The sequence below is a fragment of the Pseudomonas sp. S60 genome (assembly GCF_016647865.1).
Lineage (GTDB): Bacteria > Pseudomonadota > Gammaproteobacteria > Pseudomonadales > Pseudomonadaceae > Aquipseudomonas > Aquipseudomonas parafulva.
In genome coordinates, this window is sequence record NZ_JACVVH010000001.1 from 144120 (window position 1) to 159653 (window position 15534).

Annotated in this window: 15 protein-coding genes, 3 pseudogenes and 1 riboswitch; of the genes and pseudogenes, 7 read left to right on the forward strand and 11 right to left on the reverse strand. The window is 63.4% G+C overall.

What is annotated here, in order from left to right; genetic code table 11:
• Positions 1 to 127 precede the first annotated feature (127 nt).
• The 3 genes from IAE33_RS00545 to IAE33_RS00555 form a co-directional block, all read right to left on the reverse strand.
• On the reverse strand, positions 128 to 421 hold the full coding sequence (locus IAE33_RS00545) for a hypothetical protein (RefSeq protein WP_201161675.1): 294 nt from the start codon (positions 419 to 421) through the stop codon (positions 128 to 130).
• A gap of 85 nt (positions 422 to 506) precedes the next feature.
• Positions 507 to 1859, reverse strand: a complete 1353-nt coding sequence (locus tag IAE33_RS00550; protein ID WP_201161676.1) for a GntP family permease — start codon at positions 1857 to 1859, stop codon at positions 507 to 509.
• A 106-nt stretch (positions 1860 to 1965) separates the two neighbouring features.
• Positions 1966 to 2505, reverse strand: coding sequence for a gluconokinase (locus IAE33_RS00555; protein ID WP_201161677.1), 540 nt, complete (start codon positions 2503 to 2505; stop codon positions 1966 to 1968).
• A gap of 206 nt (positions 2506 to 2711) precedes the next feature.
• Between IAE33_RS00555 and IAE33_RS00560 the strand changes: the two genes are divergently transcribed.
• The 3 genes and pseudogenes from IAE33_RS00560 to IAE33_RS24845 all read left to right on the forward strand — a co-directional run.
• Positions 2712 to 3731, forward strand: coding sequence for a LacI family DNA-binding transcriptional regulator (locus IAE33_RS00560; RefSeq protein ID WP_201161678.1), 1020 nt, complete (start codon positions 2712 to 2714; stop codon positions 3729 to 3731).
• A 179-nt stretch (positions 3732 to 3910) separates the two neighbouring features.
• A pseudogene (locus IAE33_RS24840) lies at positions 3911 to 4597 on the forward strand (PAS domain-containing protein); the annotation flags it as partial.
• A gap of 102 nt (positions 4598 to 4699) precedes the next feature.
• A pseudogene (locus tag IAE33_RS24845) lies at positions 4700 to 5131 on the forward strand (methyl-accepting chemotaxis protein); the annotation flags it as partial.
• Here the strand turns inward: IAE33_RS24845 and IAE33_RS00570 are convergent.
• From IAE33_RS00570 to IAE33_RS00605, 8 genes and pseudogenes are all read right to left on the reverse strand, one after another.
• Positions 5106 to 8385 (reverse strand): annotated as a pseudogene (locus IAE33_RS00570) (transporter substrate-binding domain-containing protein). The pseudogenes IAE33_RS24845 and IAE33_RS00570 sit on opposite strands and share 26 nt — an antisense overlap.
• 13 nt (positions 8386 to 8398) lie before the next feature.
• Entirely contained in the window at positions 8399 to 9013 is a 615-nt protein-coding gene (locus IAE33_RS00575) for a response regulator transcription factor (RefSeq protein ID WP_028633925.1), read from the reverse strand.
• Positions 9014 to 9230: 217 nt separating this feature from the next.
• Positions 9231 to 9473, reverse strand: a complete 243-nt coding sequence (locus IAE33_RS00580) for a DUF1272 domain-containing protein (protein WP_201161680.1) — start codon at positions 9471 to 9473, stop codon at positions 9231 to 9233.
• Positions 9474 to 9540: 67 nt separating this feature from the next.
• Positions 9541 to 10293 carry a precorrin-4 C(11)-methyltransferase gene (cobM, locus tag IAE33_RS00585; protein ID WP_201161681.1) on the reverse strand — a complete coding sequence of 251 codons (753 nt, stop codon included), beginning with the start codon at positions 10291 to 10293 and terminating at the stop codon, positions 9541 to 9543.
• 31 nt (positions 10294 to 10324) lie between these two features.
• Complete coding sequence (locus IAE33_RS00590; RefSeq protein WP_201161682.1) at positions 10325 to 10711, reverse strand: cobalamin biosynthesis protein; 387 nt, start codon at positions 10709 to 10711, stop codon at positions 10325 to 10327.
• Positions 10711 to 11397 carry a CbtA family protein gene (locus tag IAE33_RS00595; RefSeq protein ID WP_201161683.1) on the reverse strand — a complete coding sequence of 229 codons (687 nt, stop codon included), beginning with the start codon at positions 11395 to 11397 and terminating at the stop codon, positions 10711 to 10713. The genes IAE33_RS00590 and IAE33_RS00595 overlap by 1 nt, the downstream gene beginning before the upstream one ends.
• 10 nt (positions 11398 to 11407) lie before the next feature.
• Entirely contained in the window at positions 11408 to 11596 is a 189-nt protein-coding gene (locus tag IAE33_RS00600; RefSeq protein ID WP_201161684.1) for a CbtB domain-containing protein, read from the reverse strand.
• Positions 11597 to 11685: 89 nt separating this feature from the next.
• Positions 11686 to 11909: riboswitch (cobalamin riboswitch) on the reverse strand.
• Between the two features lie 33 nt (positions 11910 to 11942).
• Positions 11943 to 12434, reverse strand: coding sequence for a GNAT family N-acetyltransferase (locus IAE33_RS00605; protein ID WP_201161685.1), 492 nt, complete (start codon positions 12432 to 12434; stop codon positions 11943 to 11945).
• 132 nt (positions 12435 to 12566) lie between these two features.
• Between IAE33_RS00605 and IAE33_RS00610 the strand changes: the two genes are divergently transcribed.
• From IAE33_RS00610 to IAE33_RS00625, 4 genes are all read left to right on the forward strand, one after another.
• Complete coding sequence (locus IAE33_RS00610) at positions 12567 to 13187, forward strand: LysE family translocator (RefSeq protein ID WP_201161686.1); 621 nt, start codon at positions 12567 to 12569, stop codon at positions 13185 to 13187.
• Positions 13188 to 13208: 21 nt separating this feature from the next.
• The gene (locus tag IAE33_RS00615) at positions 13209 to 14090 is read left to right on the forward strand and encodes an alpha/beta fold hydrolase (RefSeq protein ID WP_201161687.1); all 882 of its coding nucleotides are present in this window, start codon (positions 13209 to 13211) and stop codon (positions 14088 to 14090) included.
• Positions 14091 to 14173: 83 nt separating this feature from the next.
• On the forward strand, positions 14174 to 15061 hold the full coding sequence (locus IAE33_RS00620) for a pirin family protein (RefSeq protein WP_201161688.1): 888 nt from the start codon (positions 14174 to 14176) through the stop codon (positions 15059 to 15061).
• A gap of 202 nt (positions 15062 to 15263) precedes the next feature.
• Positions 15264 to 15524: a DUF1652 domain-containing protein gene (locus IAE33_RS00625; RefSeq protein WP_201161689.1), complete on the forward strand. Its 261-nt coding sequence runs from the start codon at positions 15264 to 15266 to the stop codon at positions 15522 to 15524.
• The last annotated feature ends 10 nt before the right edge of the window (positions 15525 to 15534 follow it).

Consider the following 15534-nt stretch of genomic DNA (forward strand, 5'->3'; position numbering starts at 1 on the left):
CTCCGCCAACCTATTAGTAATGGGCGGAGTGTGAGTGTGTTGCGCGTAGGGCACGAATCGAACGGGCTGAACTTTATTATCACGGCGAATGATAGGCGGGGCTCATTCACCGTGATGCAACCCATTGTCAGGGTTTGGCAGCACCCTGGCCGCTCTTGCCTGCACCTTCCGAACCGGTGGCATCCATGCCCGGCAAGTCGCGGTTGTCGTTCTGTATGGCAGGCGGGCTGTCCGGGTCATGGCCTTGCAGGCGAGGGTCGGTGTCGGTAGGCACGGGCTTTTCAATCGGGTTGAGCGTGCTGTCCACGCCAGGTTTGGGCGCTTGGCTGTGCGGGTCGTCCGGGTACGTGGGGCCGGTGCCAGCGGCGAACGTCAACGGCGAGGCCAGCAATGCGACCAGCAGGATGCTCGAACGGGTCATGACAGTCTCCTTGGCTTAGGGCAGGGCGGTTACGCAAGGTTTGGCCCTGCCCACGGCGTCAAGGTGCCATTACCCCGATCAACGGTCACACCACCAGCGACAGCAACATGATGAAGATAATGCCGACGACCGACAGAATGGTCTCCATCATGCTCCAGGTCTTGAAGGTTTCCGCCACGGTCATGTTGAAGTACTGCTTCACCAACCAGAAGCCCGCATCGTTCACATGCGACAGGATCAGCGAGCCCGCGCCCGTCGCCAATACCAGCAGCTCACGGTTCACCCCGGGTACGAGGTCGATCACCGGCGCGACGATGCCGGCCCCGGTGATGGTTGCCACCGTGGCGGAGCCAGTGGCGATACGGATTACCGCCGCTACCAGCCAGGCCAGTAGAATCGGGGAGATTTCGGCCTGCACGGCCATCTGCCCGATCACGTTGCCCACGCCGGTATCCACCAGCATCTGCTTGAAGCCGCCACCGGCACCCACGATCAGCACAATGGCTGCGGTGGGCGCCAGGCTGTGGTCGAGCATCTTCATGATCTGCTGGCGGTTGAAGCCGCGGGCCGAGCCGAAGGTGTAGAAAGCCAGCAACAGTGCCGCCAGCAGCGCGGTAATGGGGTGGCCGATCAGGTCCATCCACTGACGCACGATATGCTCGGCTGGCAGTACCACGTCGGCGAAGGTTTTGAGCAGCATCAGCACCACCGGCAGCAACACGGTGATCAGGGTCACGCTGAAGCTGGGCAGGTTGCCCTGGTCGGATTCCTTGGCAATCTGGTCCATCAGCTCCTGGGATGGCTGGCCCGGGATGTAGCGAGAGATGAAGTTGCCGAACAGCGGGCCGGCGATGATGGCGGTCGGCAGCGCTACGATCAGGCCGTAGAAGATGGTCTTGCCGATGTCTGCATGGAAGATGCCGATGGCCAGCAGCGGGCCCGGGTGCGGTGGGACCAGGCCGTGCACCACTGACAGGCCGGCCAGCAACGGGATGCCGATCTTGATCAGCGAGACCCCGGAGCGCCGCGCCACGATGAATACCAGCGGTATCAGCAGCACGAAGCCGATTTCGAAAAACAGCGGGATGCCCACCAGGAAGGCGGCGAACATCATGGCCCAATGCACGTTTTTCTTGCCGAAGGCGCGGATGAGGGTCTGGGCGATCTGGTCAGCCCCCCCGGAGTCGGCCATCAGCTTGCCGAGCATGGTGCCCAGCGCCAGCACAATGCCGACGAAACCCAATACGCCGCCAAAGCCGTCCAGGAACGACTTCATGACCTTTGCCACCGGCATGCCGGAGGTCAGGCCGAGAAAGCCTGCGGCCAAGGTAAGGGCGACGAAGGGGTGAACCTTGAAGTGGGTGATGAGCAGGATCAGCCCGACGATGGTGACCAGCGCGTCGAGCAGCAGGAAGGTATCAGTAGCCAGTCCGAACATGATGTGAAGGCCTCGGTCTTATCGTTGTTTTGGCAATGCTGTTGTTGGATCAACCCTTTGGCGAGGGTGGGGTAGCGCTGTCTCTGGTGATCAGGCAAACGCCGCGTCAGGCGCTTTGCGCCAGTACCTGATCACCGCAGCGCTTTAGCCAGGTGTCTACGGCTTCGGCCAGGGCGGTGATGGGTTGGGTGGCATCCAGTGCCAGCGTGCGTGGCTCACCGTGGGGCGGCTCAAGCGCCGCGAACTGGCTGTCGATCAGGCTGGCGGGCATGAAGTGCCCGGGGCGCGCCAGTACCCGTTGTTCCGCTTGGGCGGGCGACAGTTCCAGAAACACGAACACCAGGCCCGGCATGGCTGCGCGCAAGGTGTCGCGGTAGCGCTGTTTGAGCGCAGAGCAGGTCAGGATGGGCCGCTCGCCTGCCTGGGCGCTGGCTTGCAGTTCTTGGCCCAGGCGCACCAGCCAGCCTGCGCGGTCATCGTCATCCAGCGCAATGCCGGCGCTCATCTTGCGAATATTGTCGGCGGGGTGGAAGGCGTCGCCCTCGATCAGGCGGCCGCCGCTTCTGGCAGCAATAGCAGCGCCAATGCTGCTTTTGCCGCAGCCGGCCACTCCCATTACCACAATGGCGGGCAGGGAAGAGTTCATCAGTACCTCCTGCGGGGTGAGATAGCGCTGTCTCGTCGAGGACGAAACGCAACCTCCCCGGTGTTATTGGTCTTGTGCAAACGCAGTATGGACGCCCATCTGCAAGCGCGTGTGGCGCGATGGCCAAAGACACGTTGCCTGCTTCTTGGGACAGCGCTACCTTAGAGGCCGTTCCCACTCCTTGCAAGTAGTAAAATTACAACATCATGTCCCGCATTGGCTCCCGCAGCACCGGCCGTCCCACCCTGGCAGAAGTGGCCAGGCTTTCCGGGGTTTCCCCGATTACCGCATCCCGTGCCCTGCGTGGGGTCAGTACCGTGGCGCCAGAGCTGGCGGCCAAGGTTGCTGCTGCTGCTGCCAGCCTGGGTTATGTGGCAAACCCGGCTGCCCGTGCTTTGGCGTCGGCACGCAGCCAGTCGGTGGTGGTGCTGATCCCGTCGCTGTCCAACCAACTGTTCATCGACACTTTGGAGGCCATCCACGAGGTCATGCGCCCGCGTGGGCTCGAGGTGCTGATCGGCAATTACCACTACGACCTGGCCGAAGAAGAAAACCTGATCCGCAACTACCTGGCCTACCAGCCGTGCGGCATGTTGCTTACAGGCTTCGAGCGCAGCGAGCCTTCCCGCCAGATGCTGGCGGCCAGTGGGGTACCTTGCGTGCACATGATGGAACTCGACGAAACGTCAGAGGCATTTTCCGTCGGTTTCTCGCAGCAACAGGCTGGCCGGGCAGCAGCGCGCCACCTCATTGAGCGCGGCCGCACCCGGCTTGGCTTCATAGCGGCCCAACTGGACCCACGGGTGATGCAGCGCGCCGAAGGTTTTCGCCAGGCCTTGGCTGAAGCCGGCCTTCACGTAGCCGAACGGGAGGTGCTGACGCCTGAGCCGTCTTCCATCGCGCTGGGCGGCGAGCTGTTCAGCCAGTTGCTGGAACAGGCGCCGGATGTCGACGGTATCTTCTTCTGCAACGACGACCTGGCGCAGGGCGCGGTGCTGCAGGCGCTGCGCCAGGGCGTGCAGGTGCCCCAGCGAGTGGCCATGGTCGGCTTCAATGACCTGCCGGCGTCCGCGCACATGGTGCCCAGGCTCACGTCCATTCGTACCCCTAGAGCTGCCGTTGGTCGGAGCGCTGCCCAGGTATTGCTTGCGCTGCTTGATGGCAAAGCGGTGGCGCCAAGCCAGCAGGACTTGGGCTTCGAGCTGATGGTGCGCGAAAGCACCTGACGCCCATGGCGGCGCATGGGCCTCACGCGGTGCAAACGGCGATCTATGCTCTGAACACCGAGCGGAAAGGAGGCCGGGGTATGTTCGATTTCCATCGCAAGTCCGACCTGGAAGAAATCCAGCGCAGCCACCAGGCACTGGCTGATGCCAAGGCCAAACTCGCCGCCATCAGCCAGTGCATGGCAATGATCGAATTTACCCCTGACGGCATCATCATCGATGCCAACCCGCGCTTTTGCCACGCCATGGGCTATGACGCCGAAGAGCTGCGCGGTCGCCACCACCGGTTGTTCTGCGCGCCCGATTATGCCGACAGCGCGCAGTACCGGCAGTTGTGGCATGACCTGGGGCAGGGCACGCCTGTCAGCGGCACCTTCGAGCGTATCGACAAGCAGGGCCGTGAGGTATGGCTTGAGGCCAGCTACATGCCTGTGCTCGATGCGCAGCAACAGGTAGTGAGCGTGGTCAAGGTGGCCGCAGACATCAGCCAGCGCGCAGCACTGGAACATGAGCGCGAACGTTGGCTGAACGCCATAGGCCGGTCGATGGCCGTGATCGAGTTCACCCCGGCAGGCCGGGTGATGCAGGCCAACCAGAACTTTCTCGACACCATGGGCTACACGCTGGACGAGGTGGTGGGCAGGCATCACGGTCTGTTCTGCCTGCCGGCTGAACGCGAATCCCCTGCTTACCGTGAGTTCTGGGCATCGTTGAACCGTGGCGAGTACCATTCCCATCGCTTCGAGCGGGTCAGCAAGTCGGGCCAGACGGTGTTCCTGGAGGCGTCCTACAACCCGATCTTCGACAGCAAGGGCCGCTTGTACAAGGTGGTGAAGTTTGCCAGCGACATCACCCATCAGGTCAGCACCCAGCAGCGGGCGGCCGATGCCGCTCATGCCAGTTCCGTACAGGCCGATGCCTGCGCGCGCAAAGGCACCGAGGTGGTACAGCAGGCGGTGCAGGTCATCGAACACATCTCCCAGGAGCTGAACCAGGCGGCGCGCAGCCTGGATGCCGTGAGCAAGCAGTCGGATGAAATCGCCCAGATCGTGCTGACCATTCGTGGCATTGCCGACCAGACCAACCTGCTGGCCTTGAATGCTGCCATTGAAGCGGCGCGCGCCGGTGAGCATGGGCGCGGCTTCGCCGTGGTGGCCGACGAGGTACGCAACCTGGCGGCCAGGACCAGCCAGGCCACCCTGGAAATTGTCGATGTGGTGAGGCAGAACCGTGAACTGTCAGGTATCGCAGTGTCCAGCATGCAGTCGAGCCTTGAACGCACCGGCCATGGCGTTGCCCTGGCCAACGAGGCGGGCACGGTGATCATGGAGATTCAGCAAGGCTCACGTCACGTGGTGGATGCCATCGACGAGATCACCTCGACATTGCAGTTGCACTGAGCGCGCTGCCCAGTTCATCCAGCAGGGTCTGCAGGCTGGCTTGCAGCAGTTGTTGCTGCTCGCGTGTGGGCTGCCCGTTGGCCACAGCCTGCTCCACCGCTTCGCAGCGAGCCACCACGGTGCGCACGCGGATCATCTTGGCGCCACCTTTTATCCGGTGAACCAAGGCCCGCAGCGAGTCGTCGGCGGCGTCGGGCGCCAAACCGCGCAACGTGGCCAGGTCCTCGGCTACGCTCTGGGACAGTTGCTCGAGCAGATGACGGGTCAGCTGGGCGTCATTGCGGGTCAGGTGGTGCAGTTCTGCGAGGTTGAAACTATTGCCAGAGGTGCTCGCAGGGGGGGGGCGTGACAGCGGCGTCGGCCTGGGGGAGGTGGGCTTTCAAGGTGCGCAACCCGATGGGTTTGAACAGGCAGTCATCCATACCGCTGGCCAGGCAGCGCGCCCGTTCCTCGGCCTGTGCGTTGGCGGTCACGCCCACGATACGGCAGGGTGGCAGGCCGCGCTCGTGCTCCATGGCGCGGATGCGCTGGGTAAGTTCATGGCCATCCATCACCGGCATGCTGCAATCGGTGATCACCAGGTCGAAGTGTGCTGCCTGCCAGCGCTCCAGCGCCGCTTCACCGTTTTGCGCCAGGGTGACGCGGTGGCCCAGCGTGCGCAGTTGCCTTTCGAGCAACAGCAGGTTGGCGGGGTAGTCGTCGGCTACCAGTACGTCCAGGGGAGCGCCGCTGCTTTCGAGCGCCAAGTGCGTCGGCTCCGATGCTGTCGGCGCAGCGCACGCCGGCAAGGCCAGGCTGACCTGCACCTTGGTGCCCACGCCCTCGACGCTGTGCAGGGCCAACGTGCCACCCATCAGTTCTGCCAGTGCCTGGCTGATCACCAGCCCCAGGCCTGCACCCTGCTGGGCACGTGGCCCGTCGGCCTGGACAAAGGCGTTGAACAGGCGGGCCTGGTCGGCAGGGCTGATGCCGATCCCTGAATCGCGTACGCACAATTCGACCTGCACCTGGCCTTCTGGAGCTGAGCCCGCCAGCACCAGGCTGGTCTGAACCTCGCCGCGCTCGGTGAACTTGATGGCATTGCTGAGCAGGTTCGACAGCACCTGCTTGAGGCGCAGCGGGTCGGCCGACACCCACACCGGCAGCGGCGGCAGGGCGCCGTGCAAGTGCAGCCCCTTGGCCCTGGCGTTGCCTTCGAACACCCTCAGTGTGGCCTGTACCAGCTCGACCAGGTCGGTCGGCACCGGCTGCAGGCTGATATGCCCCGACTCGATGCGCGAGATGTCCAGAATATCGCCGATCAGCGCCAGCAGGCCCAGGGCCGAGTCGTGGGCAGTTTGCAGGGTCTGGGTATCGCAACGCCCGTCTCGGCTGTCTTCCAGGGCCAGCTCCAGCAAGCCGATGACGGCGTTCATTGGCGTGCGGATTTCGTGGCTCATGGTCGCCAGGAAGGTGCTTTTGGTCTGGCTGGCCTGTTCGGCTTCTTCCTTGGCGTGCCGCAGCTGCTCCAGTAGCCCGCGGCTCAGGGCCAACTGGGCCTGCAAGGCGTGCTGTGCCTCGGTGCGCTGGTTGATCAGCTTGCGCAGGTAGCTGTTCCAGAACACTACCCCGGCCAGCAATAGGGCGGCCAGTACCAGCACTTGAAGCGCTAGGTCACGGTAGTTGCGCCATGGGCTGTCACTGACCAGCGTGCTGGTACGCCAACGGTTGATCAGCCGCTCAAGTTCCTCGGGTGGGATACTCAGCAATGCCTTGTCGAGGATAGCCTGCAACCGCGGCTGATCCGGTGCGACCGCAAACGCGGCAATGGCCGGGTCTTCGTCCAGGACGCTGGCTATCTTCAGGCGGTTCTTGAACACGTGACTGATGTAGTAGGCCGCATTGATGTGGCTACTGAGTGCCACGTCCGCAGCACCTTTGATCAGTGCTTCCATGAGGTCGAGCGGGCTGTCCAGCTCGATCAGCGTGGCGTGGGGGTAGCGGCGTCGCAGCATGTCGCGCTGGGGTGAGCCCCGCACCAGGGCGATACGCTGTTGGCCAAGGTCCTTGACCCGCGACGAGGAGGCGTCATCAGCGCGGGTGATCAACACCCGCGGGCTGACCAGGTAGGGCCGGGTGTAACGCAATTGCCGGGATCGCTGCGCGCCATAGCCCAAGGCCCCGATCATCTGCGCCTCACCGCGTGCCAGCCGTTCGACGATATCCTGCGCCGATGCACCCTCGACAGGGTTGAACTGCAAGCCGGTACGCAGGCCGATCTGCTTGAGCAGCTCCAGGGTGATGCCGGTGGGGCGTTGTTCGGCGTCGTTGAACGTCAGGGGGGCCAGCGCCGGGTTGATCAACACATCCACAACGGGGTGGGCGATGATCCAGGCTTCCTCTTCGGCAGACAGGGCGCTGAGGTGGCGCTGCAGCAGCAGGCTGGTGTTGCCGCTGCTCCAGCGCCGCAGGATGTTCAGGCGCTCACTCTCGCCAATACGCGCCAGGGCTCTGTCTACCAACTGCCGCAGGTGGGGTGTGTCGCGGGCGATGGCAAAGGAAAACGCCTCGGGAATCACCTGGGAGAAGTGGTCAATTTTCAAAGTGCCTTGAAAGGTCTTGCCGATGAGAAAGTCAGTACTGATGGCGTCGCCCAGGTAAGCATCCGCCTCACCCAGCTCCACGGCAGCCAGCCCGGCCTGGGTAGAGCGATACAGGCTCAGCTGCGCAGTGGGGTACAGTGCCCGCACGCGGTTGGCCGGCAGGTAATGGTCTACCATGGCAAGGCGCAGGCCAGCCAGGTCGGGCGTGTCCTTGAGGTTGCGGCCCTCACGGGTGACCACCACGGGCAAGTCGTCGGCGTAAGGTGCGCTGAGGCTGAGCTGAGCATCGGCGGCCTCAAAGCCGTTCGAGCTGCCCAGCAGGTCGATTCGCCCGTCGTGCAGCGCAGCGATGGCTTCGTGGCGGCTGTCGAAGCGCAGCACCTCGATAGGCGCGCCCAATTGCTCGGCGATGATGCCGGCGTAGTCTGCGCTGATGCCTTCATAGTCTTGCGGGCTGACGTTGATCTCGAATGGCGGATAGTCGGGCCTTGAGCTACCGAGGACGATACGCTTGCGCTGCTGCAGCCACTGGCGTTCTTCATGGGTAAGCGTCATGGGTGGCGTGACGCTCACCGAGCGGGCCAGCAGCTGGCGGGTTTCGCTGGCGGCCAGCAGCCAGCCGGGGCCGGCCAAAGCGAGCAGCAGCAGGGCGCCAGCCAGCAGTCGTTTCATGGCCGCCCGCCGCTCAGTAGACGCTGTTGCGTTTGGCCAAGTCGACCATTTCAACCAGCGACTCGGTCTTGAGTTTTTCCATGATGCGGCCCCGGTAGGTGCTGATGGTCTTGGCGCTGAGGTTCATGCAACTGCCGATGTTCTTGTTGCTCTCGCCACGGGCCAGGCGCCGCAGCACTTCCATTTCGCGGTTTGACAAGCTGGCCAGGCGTACCGGCTCGCTTTCCAGCGAGTTGCTGTTTACCGACATCTGCGGGAATGTTGAATAGCCCTTCACCAACGCCTTGAGGGCGAACAGCAGGGCGTCGTGGTCTTCTTCCTTGGTCACGAAGGCACCAATGCCGGCATCCAGGCAGCGCCGTACATACAGATCGGTAGCCTGGCCCGTCAGGACCATGATCTTGGGCACCGGCTCGATGGCCTGCAGGCGCTTGATCACCTCCATGCCATCCAGGCCGGGCAAGCCGATGTCGAGGATGACCACGTCAGGCTTCAGTTCACGGGCTACCTGCGCCACTTCACTGCCATTACCGACTTCGCCGATGACGTGGAAGCGTTCACGCTCAAGGAGCATGCGCAGGGATAGCCTGACGATGGGGTGATCGTCGACGATCAGCACGGTAGTCATTAGGAAAACTCCTGTGAGGGTGTGGTGCATTTCCTGGAGCACCCAGGAATACTTCTGCAAGTGAGTCAATCAGAAGCGCAGCAAGATACGACCATTACGGAAGTTTGGTAATGCCGAGTATAGAAGTGTTGATAAACCTTGGCCGTGCTGTCGAAAAATCCTACAAAACGAGGCGGCGGCGCGCGCCCAGGCAGGCGCTGGAGCCTACCTGCCGGTCTCAGGCGCAAGCCGGGTGATGTTTATTGACGCGCAGGGTGGAGGCCGGGTTGTTCGCCAATGCCTGGCCCACCCTTGCAGGGCGGCTGAGCAATTGCCCGCCGCAGTTGGGGCAGCGGTGTTGCAGGCGGCCTTCGGCGCAGCCGCGGCAGAACGTGCACTCGAACGAACAGATAAACGCGTCAGTGCTGTCACCGGGCAGGTCGACGTCGCAGCATTCACAGTTGGGGCGCAAGTCCAGCATGGGGGGAGGGTCCGGTAACAGGAAGGGGTTGGTCAGTCTGCTACCGGATTGCAGTGCCTTGCAACACTCAACCCGCTGGGCGATACAGGTGTGCGTGCCCGGCGCGATACAGGGCGGATTCAGCGAACGGCGTTTCGCCCAGCACGTGGCCGACCAGAATCAGCGCGGTACGGCGGAAACCCTTGGCCGCCACACCTGCGACGATGTCCGCCAGCGTGCCACGTACCCAGTCCTGGTCGGGCCAGGTAGCACGGTGCACAACCGCGACGGGGCACTGTGGCCCATAGTGCGGCACCAGCAACTCGACAATACGCGCCAGGTGCTTGACCCCAAGGTGAATGGCCAGCGTGGTGCCGTGGCGTGCAAGGTCTTCCAACTGCTCCCCGGCCGGCATCGGGGAGTTTTCACCAAAGCGGGTCAGAATGACGCTCTGGGCAACCTCTGGCAGGGTCAGTTCACACCCCAGCAGCGCGGCGCTGGCCGCAGTGGCGGTTACGCCGGGGATGATCTGATAGTCGATGCCCAGCGCCTGCAGATGACGGATCTGCTCGCCGATGGCGCCATACAGGCTTGGATCACCGCTGTGCACCCGGGCCACGTCCTGGCCCAGGGCGTGGGCTGCCTGCATGGCCGCGATGATCTGCTCCAGGTTCAGCGCAGCGCTGTTGATCACGGTTTCGGCTTGGTGACCTTCCAGCACGGCTGCAGGCACCAGGGAACCGGCGTAGATGATCACGGGGCATTGGCGGATCAGCCGCTGGCCCTTGACTGTGATCAGTTCCGGGTCGCCGGGGCCGGCGCCGATGAAGTAAACCGTCATGAAAATCCTTGGATGTAAATAGATGAACAGGCTAGCCTGCGATGGCCAGTGTTGCCGGGCCCATGACCCGGCGCGGCAGCAGTAGCTCGGCGTGCCCTGCCGCCTGGCAGGCCAGCGCCAAGGCCGTGCTTTCTGCGACCCCCCAGCAACCGCTGTGGGTATAGGCAGCGGCTGAGCGATGGCTGAGCAGCGGCTCGTAGGCCTGCAGCTGCACCGCAGGGTACAGCACCAGTGGCAGGCCGAGGCGCTCGGCCAGCTGGTGCAGGCCGGGTTCGCCAGCCTTGAGCGCGATGCTGGCGATGCCGCGCACGTCGCTCAAGGCGAGGCCCCGTTCGGCAAGGCCGGCGAGCAGAAGCGCCTGCAAAACGCCCACCGGGCACCCCCGCCGGCAGCCAAGCCCCGCATACAGTGCGGGCATCAGGCCTGGCTGTGGCGGCGGTACAGCCACGCAGTGAGCAGGCCCAACGCCAGCCAGAACGCAGCGTTGGTCAGCCACGAAGCCAGTTTGAACTGAGCTTCCAGCGCCTCGGGCGCCAGGCTCTCGTGCACTTCGGGTTGCGGTGCACCAATCAGGTGGGGCACTGCCAGCAGCACCACGCCAAATACCTTCAGCAGCCAGTGGCGGGCGAACACTACCAGTGCCAGGCCCAGGGCTGTTGCGCTGGCGGCGCCAACCCACCAGGCCTGGCGCTGGCCTAGGTCCGCTGCAGCGGTGCCCGGCAGTTCTGGCGGCAGGCCTAGCGTGGGTGCCAGGCAAAACACCGCAAAGCCGGCCAGGCCCCAAAGCGCACCGGTGCCAACACGCTTGGGCTCCCGTAGGCTGTAGAGGGCTGCGAGGATAAGAGCGAAGCCCACTGCGACCACAAGGTTGCCACCGGTGGTAGACAACACTCGCTGCCAGCCATCTTCCGGCGACCAGGCCTCAGCACTGTGTTCGTGCGCCGCTGCGCCCTCGCCATGGGCGTGCTGTTCGGCGGGGGCGGCGGTTTCGTAGGTTTCGGCCTGCAAGATGAGCGGGCTGACCCAGAAGCTTTGCAGCAGGGTGAGCAACAGGGCCGCAAGCAACCCGCTGAAACCCGCGGTACGGGCGATACGCGTGATCATTGGCGGTTACTCAGTGGCAGGGGAAGGCGGCGCTGTGGCGCGTATCGTGGGCAGCGTTGTGTACGGCTTCGATATGCGAAAAGCCAGCAAAGTAGACCAGGCAAAGCCCCAGCAGGCTGGCGCCTACCGCAACTGCAATGCGCTGGCTGAGTGTGACGGGGGTGGCGATACTTGGGGTGTTGGCGCTGGTGACGGGCATGACGCGTTCCTCTGCTTTTTGTGGGCAACGGGCAAGCGCGGCAGCCCCGGGCGGCGCCCAGGGGTATGCGACAGCGCCCGCCCACCGCGGGGTGTTCATAGGCGCAAGGCCGGTCTCCGGGCTGGCGAGGAGGAGGTTGGCTCCTTGAAAACGTCACCTTCCCATGCCAAGGGTGATGGCACAGTGGTACAGACGCTTCGCTCGCTTACCGTTGCGGGGGCAGCACCGGCTTGGTCAAAGCCCTGTTGCAGGCCTGTGACGCACCGGTTTCCCGTTTCACCCCCATAGGGGCACCTTGACGCAGGGCACTAGAAAAGCACGAGGTGGGCCAGCCGTCAATTGCCTGTCAAACCGGCAAGCCGTCACGGACAAACGCTTGCAGTTGCTCTCCCTCCAGGCGGTAGCGCACCCACTCATCCTGCGGCTGAGCGCCCAGCGATTCGTAAAACTTGATGGCTGGCTCGTTCCAGTCCAGCACGCTCCATTCCAGGCGGCCCCAGCCATGGGCCACGGCCTCCCGGGCGATGTACCTGAGCATCTGCTTGCCGGCACCGTCCCCGCGCTGATCCGGGGTGATGTACAGGTCTTCGAGGTAAATGCCGCTGCGCCCCAGCCAGGTGGAATAGCTTTGGAAATACACGGCAAAGCCAATGGCCCGGCCGTCACGTTCGCCGATCAGGCACTGCACGGTGCTGTGCTCATCGAACAGGCTGCGTTCAATGTCCTGCAGGGTGGCCAGCACTTCGTGCCGGGCACGCTCGTATGCCGCCAGTTCGGTGATGAACGTCAAAATCTGCTGCGCATCGGTGCGCACCGCCGGGCGAATAACCACGCTCATGGTGAATACCCCTGTTTCGAAATTGGCAATACAGTGAGGTGTATCTCATTAATTAAAGGTAACTGTACCGGTCGCTCGGGTGGCGGACTCCGGTAGTGTGACGGCATACCGCACCTACTGGAATGCCTGGCCATGTTTGCCTCTGTCGACCTGCTCGCTGCTTTTATCCTGTTCGCCTTCGTTTCGTCCATCACCCCGGGACCCAACAACACCATGTTGCTGGCCTCCGGGGTGAACTTCGGCGTGCGCCGCACGATTCCGCATGCCATGGGGGTAAGCATCGGTTTCATGGCGATGGTGCTGGCGGTGGGGCTTGGCCTGGGCGAAGTGTTCAAGGCGTGGCCATCCCTGTATACCGTGCTGCGCTACGCGGGTGCGGCCTACCTGCTCTACCTGGCCTGGAAGATTGCCAACGCTGGGCCTGTGGGCGCAGCGGCCAGGCAAGGGAGTAAGCCATTTGGCTTCTGGGCAGCTGCTGCTTTCCAGTGGGTCAACCCCAAAGCCTGGGTGATGGCGGTGGGCGCGATTACCACGTACACACCCGCTCAAGGCTACGTCACCAACGTGGTAGTGATCGCGGCGCTGTTTGCGTTGGTGAACTTGCCCAGCGTCGGCATCTGGGTGATGTTTGGCAGCGCGTTGCGCAGCGTGTTGCAGAACCCGCGCTGGCTGATGCTGTTCAATGTCCTGATGGCCCTGCTGCTGGTGATTTCGCTGTACCCACTGCTGTTTGTAGAATCGGCGTTTCACTAGCACTACAGGTAGCGCGCCGCGATGCAACTGATTCCATGGTCCCATCAATGCGACGAGGGCTTCACCCTGCGTGGCTGGCGCACAGAAGCCAGTGGGCGACCGCTGTTGCATTTTCTGCACGGCAATGGCTTTTGCAGCCTGGCTTATCAACCCATGCTGGCGCGCCTGGCCGGCCATTTCGACTTGTGGCTCAGTGACGCGCAAGGGCACGGCGACAGCGACCACGGTGGCGTGTTTCGCGGTTGGAACCGCACCGCTGCGCTGGCCGTCGAGGCCTTCGAATGCGGGCGGAGCGAGTATGGCGAGGTACCCCGCGTGGCCCTCGGGCACAGTTTTGGCGGCGTGCTTACCAGCCTGATGCTGGCGGCTGAGCCCCAGCTGTTCCAACGCGCTGTATTACTGGACCCAGTACTGTTCAGCAAGCGCATGTTGGCTGTGCTGGGTGCAGCAAGGGTGGTCGGCCTGCACCGTCACCACCCCATGGCACGCCAGGCTGCGCGGCGGCGCAGTTTCTGGCCTGACCGGCCTTCGGCGCATGCTTCGCTGCAGGGCCGGGGTATTTTCAAGGGTTGGCACGATGCAGCGCTGCAAGCCTACATCGACCATGCCTTGGGCGAATGCGAGAAGGGCGTGGTGCTCAAGTGCAGGCCCAGCCGCGAGGTGGAGATCTTCAGCTCATTTCCTCGGCGCTTGTGGCCAACCTTGTTACGCATCGCCGTCCCCACGCGCATTCTGTACGGGGAACATACCTACCCCTTCGTGCCGGTCTCGGCAAACCGGCTGGCGAGCCTCAACAGCCACGTGAGTGCTCGGCAAGTGGCGGGCGGGCATTGCTTCATGCAGGAAGACCCAGGCAATGCTGCTGACCTGGCGACTGGTTTTTTACTCGGCACTGTCCCATAGGTGGGACGATGCATGCCATGGCGGCAGGCTACTCAGCTATAGGCACCATTGCTAAGGTGTTCTCAGCCAATGAGGACCTCCCCATGAAAACGATTCTCGGTATCCACCGCAGCCCCCAACCCCACTGGGTGGGTGACGGTTTCCCGGTGCGCAGCCTGTTCACCTACGACAACCTGGCTAGCCGTATAAGCCCGTTTTTGCTACTGGACTATGCCGGCCCTCACACCTTTTCACCCACCCAGGTCCGGCGCGGGGTGGGTGAGCACCCTCATCGTGGCTTCGAGACGGTGACCATCGTGTACCAGGGCGAGCTTGAGCACCGTGACTCGACGGGGGCTGGCGGCTTCATCGGCCCCGGTGATGTGCAGTGGATGACGGCCGCAGACGGCATCATCCATGAAGAGTTTCATTCGCCGCGGTTTGCGCAAACGGGTGGAACGCTGGAGATGGTGCAGCTGTGGGTAAACCTGCCGGCCCGTGACAAGCGCGCGGCAGCGGGCTACCAGACCCTGTTGGCGCAGGATATCCCGGTGGTGCCGCTGGGCGGCGAATCCGGGAGCCTGCGCGTGATCGCCGGCAGCTACCAGGGCGCTTTGGGCCCTGCACGCACGTTCACGCCGATGGATGTATGGGACATGCGCCTGCAGGCAGGGGCGAGCGTCACGCTACCCGTCGCCGCTGGCCGCAATGCAGCGCTGGTGGTACTGCAGGGCACGGTCACCATCAACGGGGCGCAACAGGCGGGGCCCTCGAGCCTGGTGCTGTTTGATCCGGCAGGGCAGGATCTGCAGCTTGAAGCAAGAGGAACTGCAAGCGTTCTGCTGCTCAGTGGCGAGCCGATCGACGAGCCGATTGTGGGTTACGGCCCGTTCGTGATGAACAGCCAGGCCGAGATCATCGAGTCTTTCGAGGCTTTCCAGGCCGGCAAATTCGGGCAGATGCAGGGCGATCGCGGTGGTGCCTCGCATTGATGCACCGCTCGTCGCAGGGTGGTGATTCTGCCCGAACCTAACCTCACCCCAGGGGTTCTTCAGCTAAGGTGCTAGATGAACCCCTGCATGCTCATCACTGCAGCGCATCGACGTTTGGCCAAAGATGCTCATTATCAATTGGCGCTCAGCCTGATACAGGCGTACTTACATTGAACAGGCCATCGCCAGAGAGGGTCGTACCATGTCGTTGATAGGCGTTTCGATGCTGGAAATGCGGCAGATGATCGAGCATGCCTGCCTGCCAGATCGTTGTGAAATCAGCTGCGCTGACGGTAATAACCTGACCATCCGCCTTGCCCAGGGCCAGAACTTCGAGCGCGGTGTGAGCCTGAGCGGTGTACCGCTGCACAGTCTCAACAGCTGCCGCGACCTGGTGAACTTGGTTGGGCAGCTGCATGCGCTGCGCTGCAAAAGCTCTGCGCGGGCGAAGGCGACTGCCTGATCACGCCCGA